16 protein-coding genes are annotated in these 16,261 nt (G+C 60.2%); 7 read left to right on the top strand and 9 right to left on the bottom strand.

All coding sequences use genetic code 11. The annotated features are described in order from the left end of the window. Positions 1-8 precede the first annotated feature (8 nt). Both K1567_RS24645 and recQ read right to left on the bottom strand, forming a co-directional pair. Complete coding sequence (locus K1567_RS24645) at positions 9-443, bottom strand: MarR family transcriptional regulator (RefSeq protein WP_034099546.1); 435 nt, start codon at positions 441-443, stop codon at positions 9-11. Between the two features lie 121 nt (positions 444-564). After that, positions 565-2,691 carry a DNA helicase RecQ gene (gene recQ / locus K1567_RS24640; protein WP_099311988.1) on the bottom strand — a complete coding sequence of 709 codons (2,127 nt, stop codon included), beginning with the start codon at positions 2,689-2,691 and terminating at the stop codon, positions 565-567. Positions 2,692-2,965: 274 nt separating this feature from the next. Here recQ and K1567_RS24635 point away from each other — a divergent pair, with 274 nt between their 5' ends. The 3 genes from K1567_RS24635 (at position 2,966) to K1567_RS24625 (ending at position 7,547) form a co-directional block, all read left to right on the top strand. Continuing rightward, on the top strand, positions 2,966-3,553 hold the full coding sequence (locus K1567_RS24635) for a YecA family protein (protein WP_034099550.1): 588 nt from the start codon (positions 2,966-2,968) through the stop codon (positions 3,551-3,553). 20 nt (positions 3,554-3,573) lie between these two features. After that, positions 3,574-3,957: a YbaN family protein gene (locus K1567_RS24630; protein WP_034099551.1), complete on the top strand. Its 384-nt coding sequence runs from the start codon at positions 3,574-3,576 to the stop codon at positions 3,955-3,957. A 119-nt stretch (positions 3,958-4,076) separates the two neighbouring features. Continuing rightward, positions 4,077-7,547 carry a PAS domain-containing hybrid sensor histidine kinase/response regulator gene (locus K1567_RS24625; protein WP_169868039.1) on the top strand — a complete coding sequence of 1,157 codons (3,471 nt, stop codon included), beginning with the start codon at positions 4,077-4,079 and terminating at the stop codon, positions 7,545-7,547. Positions 7,548-7,567: 20 nt separating this feature from the next. Here the strand turns inward: K1567_RS24625 and rmuC are convergent, their stop codons facing one another. Together rmuC and K1567_RS24615 are read right to left on the bottom strand one after the other, a co-directional pair. Further along, on the bottom strand, positions 7,568-8,932 hold the full coding sequence (gene rmuC, locus K1567_RS24620; protein WP_169868058.1) for a DNA recombination protein RmuC: 1,365 nt from the start codon (positions 8,930-8,932) through the stop codon (positions 7,568-7,570). A 175-nt stretch (positions 8,933-9,107) separates the two neighbouring features. After that, a complete protein-coding gene (locus K1567_RS24615) occupies positions 9,108-9,431 on the bottom strand; it encodes a hypothetical protein (RefSeq protein WP_034138870.1) in 324 nt (107 codons plus the stop codon). A gap of 455 nt (positions 9,432-9,886) precedes the next feature. Between K1567_RS24615 and K1567_RS24610 the strand changes: the two genes are divergently transcribed. From K1567_RS24610 to K1567_RS24595, 4 genes are all read left to right on the top strand, one after another. Continuing rightward, the gene (locus K1567_RS24610; protein ID WP_034114754.1) at positions 9,887-10,192 is read left to right on the top strand and encodes a hypothetical protein; all 306 of its coding nucleotides are present in this window, start codon (positions 9,887-9,889) and stop codon (positions 10,190-10,192) included. Positions 10,193-10,633: 441 nt separating this feature from the next. After that, on the top strand, positions 10,634-10,858 hold the full coding sequence (locus K1567_RS24605) for a hypothetical protein (protein ID WP_007898912.1): 225 nt from the start codon (positions 10,634-10,636) through the stop codon (positions 10,856-10,858). Positions 10,859-11,139: 281 nt separating this feature from the next. Next, complete coding sequence (locus K1567_RS24600) at positions 11,140-11,622, top strand: hypothetical protein (RefSeq protein ID WP_169868040.1); 483 nt, start codon at positions 11,140-11,142, stop codon at positions 11,620-11,622. Positions 11,623-11,768: 146 nt separating this feature from the next. Further along, entirely contained in the window at positions 11,769-13,049 is a 1,281-nt protein-coding gene (locus tag K1567_RS24595) for an OmpP1/FadL family transporter (protein ID WP_169868041.1), read from the top strand. 67 nt (positions 13,050-13,116) lie between these two features. Here K1567_RS24595 and K1567_RS24590 read toward each other — a convergent pair whose 3' ends face one another. The 5 genes from K1567_RS24590 to K1567_RS24575 are packed head-to-tail and all read right to left on the bottom strand — an operon-like array spanning position 13,117 to position 16,261. Next, positions 13,117-13,668, bottom strand: coding sequence for a glutathione peroxidase (locus K1567_RS24590; RefSeq protein ID WP_034114756.1), 552 nt, complete (start codon positions 13,666-13,668; stop codon positions 13,117-13,119). A gap of 35 nt (positions 13,669-13,703) precedes the next feature. After that, positions 13,704-13,826, bottom strand: a complete 123-nt coding sequence (locus K1567_RS27675; RefSeq protein WP_256203843.1) for a hypothetical protein — start codon at positions 13,824-13,826, stop codon at positions 13,704-13,706. Beyond that, a complete protein-coding gene (locus tag K1567_RS24585) occupies positions 13,823-15,031 on the bottom strand; it encodes an MFS transporter (RefSeq protein ID WP_034099567.1) in 1,209 nt (402 codons plus the stop codon). The genes K1567_RS27675 and K1567_RS24585 overlap by 4 nt, the downstream gene beginning before the upstream one ends. A 54-nt stretch (positions 15,032-15,085) precedes the next feature. After that, entirely contained in the window at positions 15,086-15,490 is a 405-nt protein-coding gene (locus K1567_RS24580; protein ID WP_034099569.1) for a MarR family winged helix-turn-helix transcriptional regulator, read from the bottom strand. 42 nt (positions 15,491-15,532) lie between these two features. Continuing rightward, positions 15,533-16,261, bottom strand: a complete 729-nt coding sequence (locus tag K1567_RS24575; protein ID WP_034099571.1) for an adenosylcobinamide-GDP ribazoletransferase — start codon at positions 16,259-16,261, stop codon at positions 15,533-15,535.

The raw sequence follows: 16,261 nt of genomic DNA, 5'->3' as shown, positions 1-16,261 counted from the left end.
TGCGCAGCTCAGGACTTTTCCAGATTCGCCAGAATATGCGCATGCACCCGCATGCACACACGCAGGTCCGCCTCGTTTACGCCGGCAAACAGCTCGTGACGCAACTCGGTGGCAATGGTTTCAATTTGATCGATCAGAGGACGGGCGCTGTCGCACAGCAGGATGCGCTTGGCGCGACGGTCTTCGAGCACCGCCTGGCGTTGCACCAGGCCCTGGCCTTCAAGGCTGTCGAGCAGCCTTGCAAGGGTCGGCCCCTCTACCCCGACGCTCTGGGCCAGCTCACGCTGAGTAGGAGCTTCTTCGAAACGGGCCAGGTGCAACAGCACCAGCCAACGCGCCTGGGACAGGCCCAGCCCCGCCAAACGGCGGTCCAGCTCGGCGCGCCAACCTCGGGACATTTGCGCCAGCTGCATGCCAAAACGGTGTTGATCGGTTAACGGCATAAAAAACTCATGTTTTAGACTGAAAATAAAATGTGGCTAATTATTAGTCAGCTAAGCATGAGCCTTGCCCTTAGGCAAGCGCCGCTCAGTACTGATCTGTGACATTGTCGTAATTGACACATTAAATTTCGAATTCTGACTGCAAAGCGGCTCGCACGCAGTACAGAACCCCCTCCGGCACACGCCCGGTAAACAACGGTGCGATCTCCGCGACAGCTGGCAATTCGCCTTCGCCGTCAAGGAAAGCGTCCTGGATCTCACCCAGCAAATCTTCCGGTAAATCCAGTGCTTGCTCCAACGACAACTGTTGCTTGCCGATGGATTCGGCGAGCAAGGTGTAGACGTTTTTTTCCGAGCATTGCAGTTGGCCGGCGATCTGGATCGGGGTCATTCCGGCGCGGGCCAGGCTGATCAATTCGTGGCGAATGTCGGCCACTTCCTTGGGCGCCTCGGCCTGACCACCGAGCACTTCGAGAAAGGCCTGGCCATAGCGCTCCAGCTTGCGCGCGCCCACGCCGCTGACGCGGGCCATTTCCGCCAGGGAGGCGGGTTGCTCGCGCAACATTTCCAGCAAGGTGGAGTCCGGAAAGATAACGTACGGCGGCACACTGTGTTCCTGTGCGAGTTTGCGCCGCAGGGCGCGCAAGGCTTCCCACTGCTCGCGCTCTTCCCCGCGCACCAGTTGGCTGGCTTGGCTGGTGCTGCTTTTGGCAGTGGTCTGCGGCTTGAGATCGCGGCGCAGTTCCAGGCTCACTTCACCCTTGAGCAGTGGCCGGCAACTGTCGTTAAGGCGCAGCCCGCCGTACCCTTCAAGGTCGATGTCCACCAGGCCGCGGGCCACCATTTGCCGGAACAACGAGCGCCACTCGCCTTCGGCGCGGGCCTTGCCGACGCCGTAAACCGAGAGTTTTTCGTGGCCAAAGCTGCGAACTTTTTCGTTGTCCTTGCCCAGCAACACATCCACCAGATGGCCCACGCCGTAACGCTGACCGGTTCGGTAGATCGCCGACAACCCCTGGCGCGCCGGTTCGGTGGCGTCCCAGGTCTGCACGCCGTCCACGCAGTTGTCGCAATGCCCGCAGGGCTCGGGCATGTCTTCGTCGAAATAAGCCAGCAGCGTCTGACGGCGGCAACGGGTCTCTTCGCACAGCGAGAGCATGGCATCGAGCTTGTGCTGTTCCAGGCGCTTGTGGCGCTCATCGCCTTCGGAGTTCTGCAGCATTTGCTTGAGCATCACCACGTCTTGCAGGCCGTAGACCATCCACGCATCCGCCGGCAGACCATCACGGCCGGCACGTCCGGTTTCCTGGTAATAAGCTTCCAACGACTTGGGCAGGTCCATGTGGGCGACAAAGCGCACGTTGGATTTGTCGATGCCCATACCAAACGCAATGGTCGCCACCATGATCAAGCCTTCCTCGTTGAGGAAACGCTTCTGATGATAGGCGCGCAGGTCGTTCGGCAGGCCGGCGTGGTAAGGCAAGGCTGGGTAACCCTGTTCACACAGAAACGCGGCCACTTCGTCGACTTTCTTGCGCGACAGGCAATAGACAATACCCGCATCGCTGCGCCGCTCGGACAGGAACGCCAACAGCTGCTTGCGCGGCTGCTCCTTGGGCACGATGCGGTAGAAAATGTTCGGCCGGTCGAAGCTCGACAGGAAGCGCTCGGCGTTCTGCAAATGCAGGCGTTCGACGATTTCTTCGCGGGTACGTTTGTCGGCCGTGGCGGTCAGCGCAATGCGCGGCACGTCGGGGAACAGTTCCGCCAGTTGGCCCAGTTGCAGGTATTCGCGCCGGAAATCGTGGCCCCATTGCGAGACGCAGTGCGCCTCATCAATCGCGAACAGGGCAATTTCCAGCCCCTGCAGGAACGCCAGCATGCGCGGCTGCACCAGCCGCTCCGGGGCGAGGTAGAGCATTTTGACTTCACCGCGTTTGATCCGCGCGGCCAGGTCGCGTTGTTGCTCGGCGCTGAGGGTGGAGTTCAGGGAAGCAGCGGCCACGCCGAGTTCCTCAAGGGTTGCCACTTGGTCGTCCATCAAAGCGATCAACGGCGATACCACCACCGCCAACCCGTTGCGCAACAGCGCCGGCACCTGGAAGCACAACGACTTGCCGCCGCCGGTAGGCATCAGTACCAGGGCATCGCCGCCACTGGCCACGCGCTCAATGATCGCACCCTGACGGCCACGAAAACTGTCGTAGCCGAAGATGTCCTTGAGGACGCGTTGAGCCTGCTCGAGCATGTAGAACTCCAAAAAAGTGCCGAAACCCTCCGTATAGGCTGGCCGAAAAAAAACGCGGCCTCGGAAAATAATCCGTAAGCGAAGTTTTCTCGGGCGGGCTCCTGGCCGGTAGGGGCATCACAAAACGCGGCAGTATACCCGAGCGTCATCCGGCAAAGGGCGCCACTGACGAATTGCAGCCCGTCTTTAAAACCGGGCAAATGTGCATGGCGGCTGGCCTGTGGGCGCAAGAACGCCTAGAATTCAGCATCGTTTATCCCCAAGGTAGTCCTTCATGTCCTTCGCTGAGCAACTAACCCGCCTGCAAGCCTTCCTCGACGCCGATGAGCTGCATGAGGAGGCGCTGGACTATGTAGCCGCCCACGGCTACCTGACCGCCCTGTCCATCTGCTCCGAGGTCGTGCCCGACCGCGAATGGATCGACGCGCTGTTCGCCGAAGAACCCCACTACGCCGACGCCGCCCAGCGCGAAGAAATCGAGTCCACCCTGGTGGCCCTGAAGGCCCATATCGGTCGCCAACTGGCATCCGACGAGGAATTCGAGCTGCCGTGCGAGCTGGACTTGGGCGATGACCCGGACGACTCCGACCTGCGCGGCTGGTGCATCGGTTTCATGGAAGGCGTGTTCCTGCGTGAAGCGGCCTGGTTCGAAACCGCCGAGGAAGAGGTCAGCGAGATGCTGCTGCCGATCATGGTCGGTTCGGGCCTGTTCGAAGAAGAGGCGGAATTTTCCGACATCGCTTCCGACGCCAACCTGATGGACGACATGATCGTACAGATCCCGGAAGCCCTGACCGCCCTGTACCTGCTGTGCAACGCCCCTGATGAAAAACCGGCGATCCTCAAGCCACGTCACCACTGAGTCGCTCGCCCGTGACACCCATGGGCAAGCGTTCGCCGCTGCTGCGCTACGCACTGCTGGCCATCGGCTGGCTGAGCGTGGCCCTGGGCGTGATCGGTATTTTCCTACCGGTCCTGCCCACTACCCCCTTCCTCTTGCTCGCCGCCGCCTGCTTCGCGCGAAGCTCCCCGCGGTTCTACCAGTGGCTGGTGGAACACCCGCGCCTGGGCCCGTGGATTCGTGACTATCTGGATGGCAATGGCATCCCGCTCAAGGGCAAGGTCTACGCCATCGGCCTGATGTGGCTGAGCATCGGTATTTCCTGCTATCTGGTGCCACTACCTTGGGCACGCGGGTTCATGCTGACCAGCGCCGTGCTGGTGACTGTCTATATCCTGCGCCAGAAAACCCTGCCGCCGCGCTGAACGCCGTGTGCGACATAAGATCCCACACGACCTTGGTCGACACTGACTAACCCCGAGCATCATGCGAGACTGTCCCACCGGGCCTGGAATGCCTGGGTGTTCTTTTGTTCGGAGTTCCCATGACGCTGTCCAGTGGGCTGATCGCCACCGTCGCCCTGGCCTATATGGCCATTATGTTTGCCATCGCTTTCTACGGCGACCGTCGCCATGCGCCACTGCCGCCGCGCATGCGTGCCTGGGTGTACAGCCTTTCGCTGGCAGTTTACTGCACCAGTTGGACCTTCTTCGGCGCTGTCGGCCAGGCTGCCGAACAGTTGTGGGCATTTATACCGATCTACCTGGGACCGGTGCTGTTGCTGGTATTGGCACCTTGGGTCCTGCAAAAAATGGTGCTGATCAGCAAGCAGGAAAACATCACTTCCATCGCCGACTTTATCGCGGCGCGGTATGGCAAATCCCAATCCCTGGCGGTGGTGGTGGCGTTGATCTGCCTGGTGGGCGTGCTGCCGTATATCGCCCTGCAGCTCAAAGGCATTGTGCTGGGGGTCAACCTGTTGATCGGCGCCGGGGCCGACACCACCGGCACGCGCGCTCAGGACACCGCGCTGATCGTGTCGCTGGTACTGGCGTTGTTCACCATCGTGTTTGGTACGCGCAACCTCGATGCCACCGAACACCATCGCGGCATGGTGTTGGCCATTGCGTTTGAGTCCCTGGTCAAGCTGTTCGCTTTTCTCGCGGTGGGTGCGTTCGTGACCTACGGCCTGTACGACGGCTTCGGCGACCTGCTCGACCAGGCGATGCTCACCCCTCGCCTGGAGGAATACTGGCAAGAGACCGTTAACTGGCCATCCATGGTGGTGCAGACCGGGGTGGCCATGATGGCGATCATCTGCCTGCCCCGGCAGTTTCATGTGACCGTGGTGGAAAATATCGAGCCTCAGGACCTGCGCCTGGCCAAGTGGGTGTTTCCGGCCTATCTGGTGCTGGCCGCGCTGTTTGTGATCCCCATTGCCCTCGGCGGCAAGATGCTGCTGCCGGCCTCGGTACTGCCGGACTCTTACGTGATCAGCCTGCCCATGGCCGAAGCCCATCCAGCGCTGGCGGTACTGGCGTTTATCGGTGGCGCGTCGGCGGCTACCGGCATGGTGATCGTGGCGAGCATCGCGTTATCCACCATGGTGTCCAACGACATGTTGCTGCCATGGCTGTTGCGCCGCTCCAGCGCCGAGCGGCCGTTCGAGGTGTTCCGCCACTGGATGCTGTCGGTGCGTCGGGTGAGCATCGTGATCATCCTGTTGCTGGCGTACGTCAGTTACCGCCTGCTGGGCTCCACGGCGAGCCTGGCGACCATCGGCCAGATCGCCTTCGCCGCCGTGACCCAATTGGCGCCGGCGATGCTCGGCGCGCTGTATTGGAAGCAGGCAAACCGGCGCGGAGTGTTTGCCGGTCTCGCTGCAGGCACGTTCCTGTGGTTCTACACCTTGGTCCTACCGGTTACCGCGAAAAGTCTGGGATGGTCGCTAAGCCTGTTCCCAGGGCTGACGTGGATGCATTCCCACCCGCTAGGGCTGTCCGTGACTTCGCTGACCCTGGGCACGGTGTTCTCCCTGGCGGGCAACTTCACGCTGTTCGTGTGGGTGTCGATGCTGTCGCGCACGCGGGTGTCCGAGCACTGGCAGGCCGGGCGCTTTATCGGCCAGGAAATCAGCCAGCGTGCCAGCGCCCGTTCGATGCTGTCGGTGCAGATCAGCGACCTGCTCAGCCTGGCCGCGCGTTTCGTGGGTGAAGAGCGCGCGCAGCAAAGCTTTATCCGTTTTGCCTATCGCCAAGGCAAAGGCTTCAACCCCAACCAGAATGCCGACAACGACTGGATCGCCCACACCGAACGCCTGCTGGCCGGTGTGCTCGGCGCTTCTTCGACGCGCGCGGTGGTAAAAGCCGCGATTGAAGGTCGGGACATGCAACTGGAGGACGTAGTACGCATCGCCGACGAAGCCTCGGAAGTGCTGCAGTTCAACCGTGCCCTGCTGCAAGGCGCCATCGAGAACATCACCCAGGGCATCAGCGTGGTGGACCAGTCTCTCAAACTGGTGGCCTGGAACCGGCGTTATCTGGAGTTGTTCAATTACCCGGAGGGGCTGATCAGCGTAGGCAGGCCGATTGCCGACATCATCCGGTACAACGCCGAGCGTGGCCTGTGCGGGCCGGGCGAAGCCGAGGTGCATGTGGCGCGGCGTCTGCACTGGATGCGCCAGGGCCGTGCGCACACGTCCGAGCGCTTGTTTCCCAATGGCCGCGTGATCGAACTGATCGGCAACCCGATGCCTGGCGGTGGCTTTGTCATGAGCTTCACTGACATCACCGCGTTCCGTGAAGCCGAACAGGCCCTGACCGAGGCCAACGAGGGCCTGGAACAACGGGTTACCGAACGCACCCATGAACTGTCGCAGCTTAACCTGGCCCTCACCGACGCCAAGAGCGTGGCCGAAACCGCCAGCCAGTCGAAAACCCGCTTTCTGGCGGCGGTCAGCCATGACTTGATGCAGCCGTTGAACGCCGCGCGCCTGTTCTCCGCCGCCCTCTCCCACCAAAGCGACGGACTCTCCGACGAGGCACGGCAATTGGTGCAGCATCTGGACAGTTCGCTGCGCTCGGCCGAAGACCTGATCAGCGATCTGCTGGATATCTCGCGCCTGGAAAACGGCAAGATCAACCCGCAACGCCAGCCGTTCGTTCTCAACGAGCTGTTCGACACCCTGGGCGCCGAATTCAAGGCGTTGGCCCAGGAGCAAGGTTTGCGGTTCCGCCTGCGCGGCAGCCGTTTACGGGTGGACAGCGACATCAAGTTGCTGAGGCGCATCCTGCAGAATTTTCTCACCAATGCCTTCCGTTATGCCGACGGCCCGGTGCTGCTCGGCGTAAGGCGTCGCGAAGGCGAACTCTGCCTGGAAGTGTGGGACCGCGGCCCCGGTATCCCGCCGGATAAGCAAAAGGTGATCTTCGAAGAGTTCAAACGCCTGGATAGCCACCAGACCCGCGCGGAAAAGGGGCTGGGCCTGGGCTTGGCGATTGCCGACGGCCTGTGCCGCGTGCTGGGTCACCGCCTGAGCGTGCGCTCATGGCCCGGCAAGGGCAGCGTGTTCAGCGTGAGTGTGCCGCTGGCGCGCAACCAGGCCAGCCCGCTACACAAGCCAGCGCAGGAAAACGGCTTGCCCCTCAGCGGCGCGCAGGTGCTGTGCGTGGATAACGAAGAGAGCATCCTGATCGGCATGCGCAGCCTATTGACCCGTTGGGGTTGCGAAGTGTGGACGGCCAGGGATCAGGCTGAATGCGCGGCGCTGCTGGCCGAGGGGGTACGCCCACAACTGGCGCTGGTGGATTACCACCTGGACCATGGCGAAACCGGCACGGAATTGATGGGCTGGCTGCGCACGCAGTTGGCCGAACCGATTCCCGGCGTAGTCATCAGCGCCGACGGGCGCCCGGAGAGCGTGGCCGAAGTGCATGCGGCGGGCTTGGACTATTTGGCCAAACCCGTCAAACCGGCGGCGTTGCGGGCGCTGTTGAGTCGGCATCTGCCGTTGTAGGGCAAGTTTGTGCGGGGTGATTATTCAGGCAGATGCGCCACGCCGTCCGCATCGGTCATCGCCCGCTCCAACAGATCCGCGGGCAGGCTTTTGCTGGCGCGCGCCCCGAGCAATCTGAGCTGCTCGGTGCGGCTGACCAGGTTGCCGCGTCCATCTGTCAGCTTGTTTCGCGCGGCGCTGTAAGCTTTATCCAATTGCTGTAGACGGTTGCCCACTTCATCCAGGTCTTGGATAAACAGCACGAACTTGTCGTACAGCCAGCCGGCACGTTCGGCGATCTCACGGGCGTTCTGGCTTTGGCGCTCCTGCTTCCACAGGCTGTCGATCACCCGCAGCGTGGCCAATAACGTGGTGGGGCTGACGATGACGATATGCCGGTCGAACGCCTCCTGAAACAGGTTCGGCTCAGCCTGCAGCGCGGCGGAAAAAGCCGCTTCGATCGGAACGAACAACAACACGAAATCCAGACTGTGCAGACCTTCCAGACGTTTGTAGTCCTTGCTGGCCAAGCCTTTGACGTGATTGCGCAGGGACAGTACATGCTGTTTCAACGCCGCCTGGCCGATCACCTGATCTTCGGCCGCGACGAACTGCTGGTACGCCGTCAGGCTGACCTTGGAATCCACCACCACTTGCTTGTCACCGGGCAGCATGATCAGCACATCCGGCTGGAAGCGTTCGCCGTCCGGGCCTTTGAGGCTGACCTGGGTCTGGTACTCGCGGCCTTTCTCCAGGCCTGCGTGCTCCAGCACCCGCTCAAGAATCAGTTCGCCCCAGTTGCCCTGGGTTTTCTGACCCTTCAGCGCACGGGTCAGGTTGGTGGCTTCGTCCGATAGACGTAGGTTCAGTTGCTGCAGGCGTTCAAGCTCCTTGGCCAAAGAGAAACGCTCGCGCGCTTCGTTCTGATAGCTTTCTTCCACACGTTTTTCGAAGGACTGAATGCGCTCTTTCAGCGGATCGAGCAACTGGCCCAGGCGTTCCTGGCTGGTCTCGGCGAAACGCTGCTCACGCTCATCGAAGATCTTGCCGGCCAACTCGGCGAACTGCGCACGCAACTCATCGCGCGAGCCTTGCAGATCGGCCAAGCGTTGCTGATGGCTGTCCTGTTGCTCGCGCAGTTCAGCGCTCAGCGCGGCCGCCAACGCATCGAGACGACGCAATTCGGCCTCCTTGGCGCTGCGGTCGAGGTTCCAGGCGTGGGCGGCATCGCGGGCATTGTCGCGGTCGATCTGCAACAGTTCGACTTCGCGGCGCAGCGCCGCCAGATCGGCCTGCTTGGCGGTGTTGGCCTGGCTCAGGTCGCTGATTTCATCGCGACTGGCATCCAGTTGCGCGGCGAGACCTTCCTGGGCCAACTGCGCGTTGGCCAAGCGTTCTTCGAGCACTTCCCAGCCGGCCATACGCGCGCTCAGTCGCCGCTGAAGCTGCCAGCACACTGCCAACAGCGGCACTGCGGCGCCTGCAAGGCCCAGGGCAATACTGGTCCAGTCAAAAGCCATCGCCATGTCTGCCATCACCGAAAAAGAGCAAGGTTAACCAAGCACAGGGGCAGAGGACAGCTCAGTCTTCGACCTGGCGCAATTCGCGCTGGGCCCGCACGTCGCCGGCACGGGCCGCCTGGCGCAGCAGATCATGGCCGATGCGACGGTCGCGGGCACTGCCGCACTCGCGGCACATCAACTGACCCAGACGGCTCTGAGCAGCGACTACACCTTCCCGGGCAGGCTGCTTGAGCAAGCGCCCGGCGAAATGTTTGACATTGGCGCTATGCCCCAGGCGTGGGCTGTCGAGCAGCCACAGCGCGACTTTCAAGGAAAAACGCTTGGGTGCGGTAACAGTTTGGAGGGTATCGGTAACGGCAGGTGATACTGAGCGAAACTTCATAAAGCACTGTGGGACAGAACGGAAGGCGCGCCACTCTACTCTTTTTTTCGCACAGGTAAAGCTGAAAAAACCGTGCACGCCCGTGCTAGAGCAAGCGCTTGGGACAATCCACAGAAGCTGTGGATAACTCAGTGGACAACCCGCCCTCAACTGGCGCAAAGCCCCATGGAACGGGGCTCGCAGTCAAACTGACGATTTTTTCACCAATAAAAAAAAGCCAGATTTTTCATTGACTTAAATTTCCAATGCAGGCAAATGGCGGGCTTTTCCAGAAGTTGACGGCTTGGTTACATACGCTGCAACTAATGTGCACAAGTACCATGCGCCGGTTATATCGCCGCGATTTTTTAAGCGACACGCGTCAGAATTGTTACCGCCCTATCCCATTAAGGACTTTTCAAATCCTCCCAGGCTGTCCACACTGCCGGACCTGCAATGCAAGGCTGGGTGGGTCGATGAAGGGAATGCTGTTGTTCGCCGTGTTGTTACTGGCCATCTGCGCCATCTCCTTAGGAATCAATGCCGCGTTACCTTCTCCAGACGGAGCCTTGTTTGCCATCGCAATTCTGCTGTCTGCCACGTTCACTGCGGTTAGTTTGTGCATTGAGCTGGGAGAAGGACGCATCAACGACATGAGCGGCCTGATTACAGTGGTAGAAACCGGTCAATCCTTGCGTCTGACCCTGGCCGCCTACGCGTTGGGCTGCTCATTGGCGGCGGCCGCGACGGTGCTGGTCTATCGCGGCCTGCTCACAGGCTGACTGGTTTTTTGGCGAACACACTTCCCTTACCTGTTTCAATCCGTTACTATCCGCGGCGTTAGTACCAAGCTGAAAGTCAATTCTGGTCGAACAAATCCCCTGAACAACACGGGATCGACCACCTCGATGGTTTCCAGGTATCACTTGCGTCGACACTGCCTTTGAACAAGCAAAGGGTGCCGCGAAGTTTCAATACTCTGACCGAACCAACCTGCAAATTGATCAGGATCTTCACCCCGGGCCCAGAACCTTTGCCCTTGTCGTGTTGCCTGCCCTCCTAAGTACCTACCTGCCAGCCCAAGCGCGCCTTATTGAACAGCGCTTCAAACTGGCTGCTTTGTTCCAGTCGGGTTCTTCGTTTGATCAATGGTGATCAACGTCACTGGAACGTTTTAACGTTGCACGGTTCTTAACCGTGTCATTTGTAGGAACACCAATAATATGTCCACTCAAATCCATACTCAGGATGCCATTCGCACCCTTACCAACGCTTTTGCTCCAATGAACTGCCTGATCATGGCCGCTCGCAAAGGCTGCTTCAGCTTCACCCTGGTCAACGAGCATGGCATCGCCCGTCATAGCGAACGCCTGTACCCCGATCAATACTCCAGCGCAGAACCGCTGCAGGCCGTGATCGAGCGTACCCGCCAGGCACTGGTTGCCTGATCGACCCGAGTCGCTGAAACACAAAAAACCCTGTTTAACCCACAGGGTTTTTTATTGCCCGAAATAACTGTTTTACCGATTTCGGTTAAGTTCAAATAGATATAAACGATATAACTAAATGAATAAGATGTTTTAAAAACAGGCCTTTACATCACAAATATGACACTACACTTCAACTCAAGCGGCATGATCCGCTTCCGGCGAGCCTGAGATCCGATCCACCGCTGCCAAGCCCTTACTGTCTCAGGCCTCGCCTATCCCTTTTATGGATTGAGACGTTTATGGGTATCGCTGCCAGCGAATTGTGTCGATATGTGATCCGGCCGACCTTGATGTACCTCGGCCGTCACGACCCGAACGCGGAATCCCTGCTGCTGGGTATCGCCGCCAGCCAATCCGAATTGGGCTCGGCGCTGCATGATCGGCGTGGTCACGGCCTGTACAGCATTACCGAGCCGTGCCATCGCGCGTTGTGGGACACCTATTTGGCGCTGGACCCGGACCGGGCCAGCCTGGTGCGCGGCTTGGCCAGCCAGCACGCGTTTCTCAGCGCTCCTCAGCTTGAACTCACCGTCAACCTGCGTTACGCCACCGCCATCGCTTGGCTTTTGGTGGAACAACATGCCACCGCCCTGCCACCGCCCGGCGATGTTTTAGGCATGGCGCGTATCTGGAAAGAAATTTTTCACCCTCAAGGGAGACTGCGAGATTTCACCCAAGCCTGGCAAACCTGTGTTTCGCCCAAGAAACACATGGCCTGTTGACCGGGCAATTTGCAAGATTCGGCAAAAAACGCGAATTTTGGTCGGATTGTCCTACAAAACAGCTCTATCTCCAGTATTACAGCCTGTAGCGCGTTGTGTATTTTATTGATACTTTCCGCAGCGGTGATCACCACGGAGTTCTAATAATGAAAAAAGTAATGCTCAAGACCACACTTAGCCTCGCCGTTGCCATGGCCTCCTCCCAACTGTTCGCAAGTGGTTTCGCACTCAACGAACAGAGTGTCAGTGGGATGGGTACGGGTTTCGCAGGTCGTTCATCCACTGCCGATGATGCAAGCACTGTTTACGGTAACCCAGCCGGTATGGCTCGCCTGAATGGCCAGCAAATCACTGGCGGCGTAGCAGCCATTGATGCCTCCACCGATATCAGCGACGTCAGCGGCCGCTCCCGCGGCAGCAACAAAGGCGATATGGTGCCTTTCACTGCCGTGCCTTTCGGTTTCTACACCAACAAACTCAACGATCAGTGGGCTGTCGGTTTTGGCGTGTACGCACCGTTTGGCCTGGTGACCGACTACGAAAAAGGCTTCCAGGGCCGCAGCTTCGGCAGCAACAGCGAAGTGAAAGTCATCACTTTCCAACCGACTGTCAGCTACGCCTTCAATGATCGCGTTTCGGTCGGTTTCGGCCCGACCATCAACCGCATCGCCGGTACCCTGGAATCGGACCTGTCGTTCAACCCAGCGGCGCCAGACACCAACATCAAGATCAAAGGTGATGACACCGCGCTGGGCTTCAACGTCGGCGTACTGGTACAAGCCACCGATACCACTCGCGTGGGCCTGACCTACCACTCCAAAGTCAGCTATAAGCTGGACGGCCACACTGAGGTGAGCGCACCCGCCGCTACTTCGGGCCTGTTGCGTAGCAACCGCTACGACGCGTCGCTGAAGATCGATACCCCTGAGTCCTACGACCTGTCGGTGACTCAAGACCTGACCGACGCCTGGAAACTATATGCCGGTGCCACCTGGACCCGCTGGAGCCGCCTGAAAGACATCACAGTCAAGAACGAAGGCGTCGTGGGTGGCGCAACGGGCGGCGCGCTGGCCCCCGCTCTGGTCGGCACCATCAAGGAAGAACAGAACTGGCACGATACCTGGGCCTACGCCCTGGGCACGTCGTATCAGTTGACCAAGCAGGTGGTACTGCGTACCGGCCTGACGTTCGACCAGTCGCCTACCAACAACACTGACCGTTCGCCGCGTATTCCTACCGGTGACCGCACCATCTTCAGCCTGGGCCTGGGTTACGAGGTCATGCCAAACATGACCATCGACGTGGCCTACTCCTACCTGAAGGAAGAAGACGTCAAGATTGCGCGCTCCAACCAATTGGCCAGCTACAACGCCAAGTACGAAAACAGCGCCAATGGTTTCGGCCTGGGCATGACCTATCGCTTCTGATTTCACCGAGGCGTAAAAAAGCCCCGCTCTCCTGCAAAGGAGGCGGGGCTTTTCAATGGGTGGTTGATCAGGGTTTGGAGGCCAGCGCCTGCTCCACCGCCTCGATCAGATCCGGACTGTCAGGCTTGGTCAGGCTGGAAAAATCGGCGATGACTTTGCCCTGGCGGTCGATCACGTATTTGTAGAAATTCCACTTCGGCGCATTGCTCTGCTGCGCCAGCACTTTGAACAAATGCACCGCGTCCGGGCCTTTAACCTTCTGCGGCTCGGTCATGGTGAAGGTCACGCCGTAGTTGACGTAGCAGACCTTGGCCGTCTCTTCGCCGGTCTTGGCTTCCTGCTTGAAATCATCGGAGGGCACGCCGATCACTTCCAAGCCCTGGTCCTTGTAGCGTTGGTACAGTGCCTCAAGACCTTTGAACTGCGGGGCGAAACCACAGAAGCTCGCGGTATTGACGATCACCAGCGGCTTGCCGGCAAAGCGCTGGCACAGATCGATGGACTCCTTGGCGCGCAACTTCGGCAATTGCCCCTCCAGCAAGGGTGGGCAGTCGGCGGCCATCGCCACACCGCCAAAGGCCGCCATCAGCACGGGTACTGCAAGCCAGCGCATCTGCATGGGGAAATATCCTTTTAAGAATTCAGGGATCGAACTTAACAGATCGACATGCCCAGTTGCATCAACGCCAGACCGCCGCGCTGCCAGCCCCACCAGGCCAGCGCCAGCAACAGCGCCATGACTGCTGCGCCGCCGAGCCAATACCAGGTCGAACTCATGCCACCTCCATTTGCGCCTGCAAACGCGCCACCGGCCGCTCGCGCACCGGCCAATTCAGGGCCGCGGCGAGCAGGCTCAACAGAATTGCCACCTGCCAGATCAAATCGTAGTTGCCGGTTCGATCATAGACCACCCCGCCCAACCACCCACCGAGGAATGAACCGAGTTGGTGGAACAGAAACACGATGCCACCGAGCATGGACAGGTTGCGTACACCAAACAGCGTCGCGACGGTGCCGTTGGTCAGCGGCACGGTGGACAGCCACAAGAAACCCATGGCCATGCCGAACAGGTAGGCCGACATCTCTGTGACCGGCGCCCACAGAAACAGCACGATCACCACCGCCCGCAGCAGGTACAAAGCCGTCAGCAGGCGCGGCTTGGACATGCGCCCGCCGAGCCAACCAGCGGTATAGGTGCCGAAAATATTGAACAGACCAATCAGCGCCAGCACCGTGGTGCCGACGGTTGCCGGCAGATGCTGGTCCACCAGATAGGCCGGCAGGTGCACACCGATAAACACCACTTGGAAACCGCACACAAAAAACCCAAAGGCCAGCAACCAGAACCCGGAGTGAGCGCAGGCTTCCTTGAGCGCTTCACCCAGGGTCTGCTGACCGGCCATGACCGGCAGCGGCCGATCCTTGAGCATGCTGACCAGCGGCAGAATCAACGCCACCATCAAGCCCAGCGCCAACAATGCGGCGGACCAGCCCAGCCAACCGATCAGGCCTAAGGTGCCCGGAACCATGGCGAACTGGCCGAACGACCCGGCCGCGCTGGCGATGCCCATGGCCATGCTGCGTTTTTCCGGAGCCACGGCGCGGCCCACCACCCCCAGGATCACCGAGAACGAAGTGCCCGACAGGCCGATCCCGATCAGCAAGCCCGCGCTTAGCGACAGCGACCACGCTGAATCGGACATGCCCATCAGCACCAGGCCCGCCGCGTATAAAACACCGCCAACAAACACCGCTTTGGTGGCGCCGAAGCGGTCCGCCAACGCGCCGGTGAACGGCTGCGCCAGGCCCCAGATCAGGTTCTGCAAGGCGATGGCAAAGGCGAAGGTTTCACGGCCCCAGCCGAATTCGGTACTCATCGGCGCGAGAAACAGGCCGAACCCGTGCCGCACGCCCAACGATAACGCCAGGATCAGCGCACTCCCCAAAAGAACCCAGCCACTGGTGCGCCACATCGAGGTCATTTCTTATTCTCCGCTCGCGGGTATATACCCGCTTATCATCGAACAAACCCGCGTTCAGGCGAGTTCATCCAGCAAGGCCAACAGGGTTTCGCGTTTTTGCGCGCCCAATTTATCGATCAGTTTCTGCTGTGCCGCTTCCCAGGCCGGCAACGCGGCAGCCAGGCGTGCTTCACCGGCCGCGGTGAGCTGCACCAGGCGATTGCGCAAATCATCGCCTTCCACCAGTTGCACCAGCCCTTCACCTTCCAGCACCCGCAGGTTGCGGCCCAGGGTACTGCGATCCAGCCCCATCGCATCAGCCAGGCTGGAGATACTCGGTTGATCCAGGCGTTGCAGGTTGCTCAACAAAGAATACTGGGCAACGTTGATCCCGAAGCCGTCGAGGGCGCCGTCGTAATGCCTGCTGACGCCACGGGCGGCACGTCGCAGGTTGGTGCATAAACATTGGGAGGCAAGCATGGAACGTGTATATACCCGCGATTGAGCAAATGCAAGAAAGTGTTACAGCGCCAAGCCGACCAATACCACGACTTCCAGCAGCTCCAGCAGCGCACCGGCAGTGTCGCCGGTAGTGCCACCGAGGCGATTGATCATCAATTGGCGCAGGCCTACAAAGGCGATAGCCGCCAGCAGCACTGCCACCCCGCCGCTGAACCCACCGATCAGCAGGCACGCCAGACCGCTGAGGATCAGCACCTGCTGCCCCACAGCCCTTGGTAAATGCTCCGACAGTGCCTGACCCAAGCCGCCGGCACGCACATAACGCGTACTCAGGAACAACGCGAGCATCGACGCGCGGCCAATCAACGGCGCGAGGATCAATGCCGCAGTGTTGTGCTGTTCGATCAAGGCGACCAACGCGCTGAACTTGAGCAGCAACACCAGGCCCAACGTCACCACGGCAATCGGCCCGCTGCGCGGATCTTTCATGATAGTGAGGGTGCGCTCGCGATCACCGAAGCCACCCAGCCAGGCGTCAGCGCTGTCCGCCAGACCGTCCAGGTGCAAGCCGCCGCTGAGCAAGACCCAGGCAGTCAGCAGCAGCACCGCGTGCAGCAGCAATGGCGCGCCCGTCAATGCGATACTCAGCCCCCACAACAGCACACCGAACACCCCACCGACCACCGGGTAAAACAGCAACGAGCGTCCCATTTCCTGCGGCTGCGGCATGCCTGGCAGGCGAATCGGCAGGCTGCTCAGAAATTGCAAGGCGATCCAGAACGGCAACAT

It is taken from the genome of Pseudomonas sp. S5F11, from assembly GCF_019641515.1.
GTDB lineage: Bacteria > Pseudomonadota > Gammaproteobacteria > Pseudomonadales > Pseudomonadaceae > Aquipseudomonas > Aquipseudomonas rhodesiae.
Note: the sequence above shows the minus strand (reverse complement) of the source record. Positions and strands in the feature narration are given on the sequence as shown.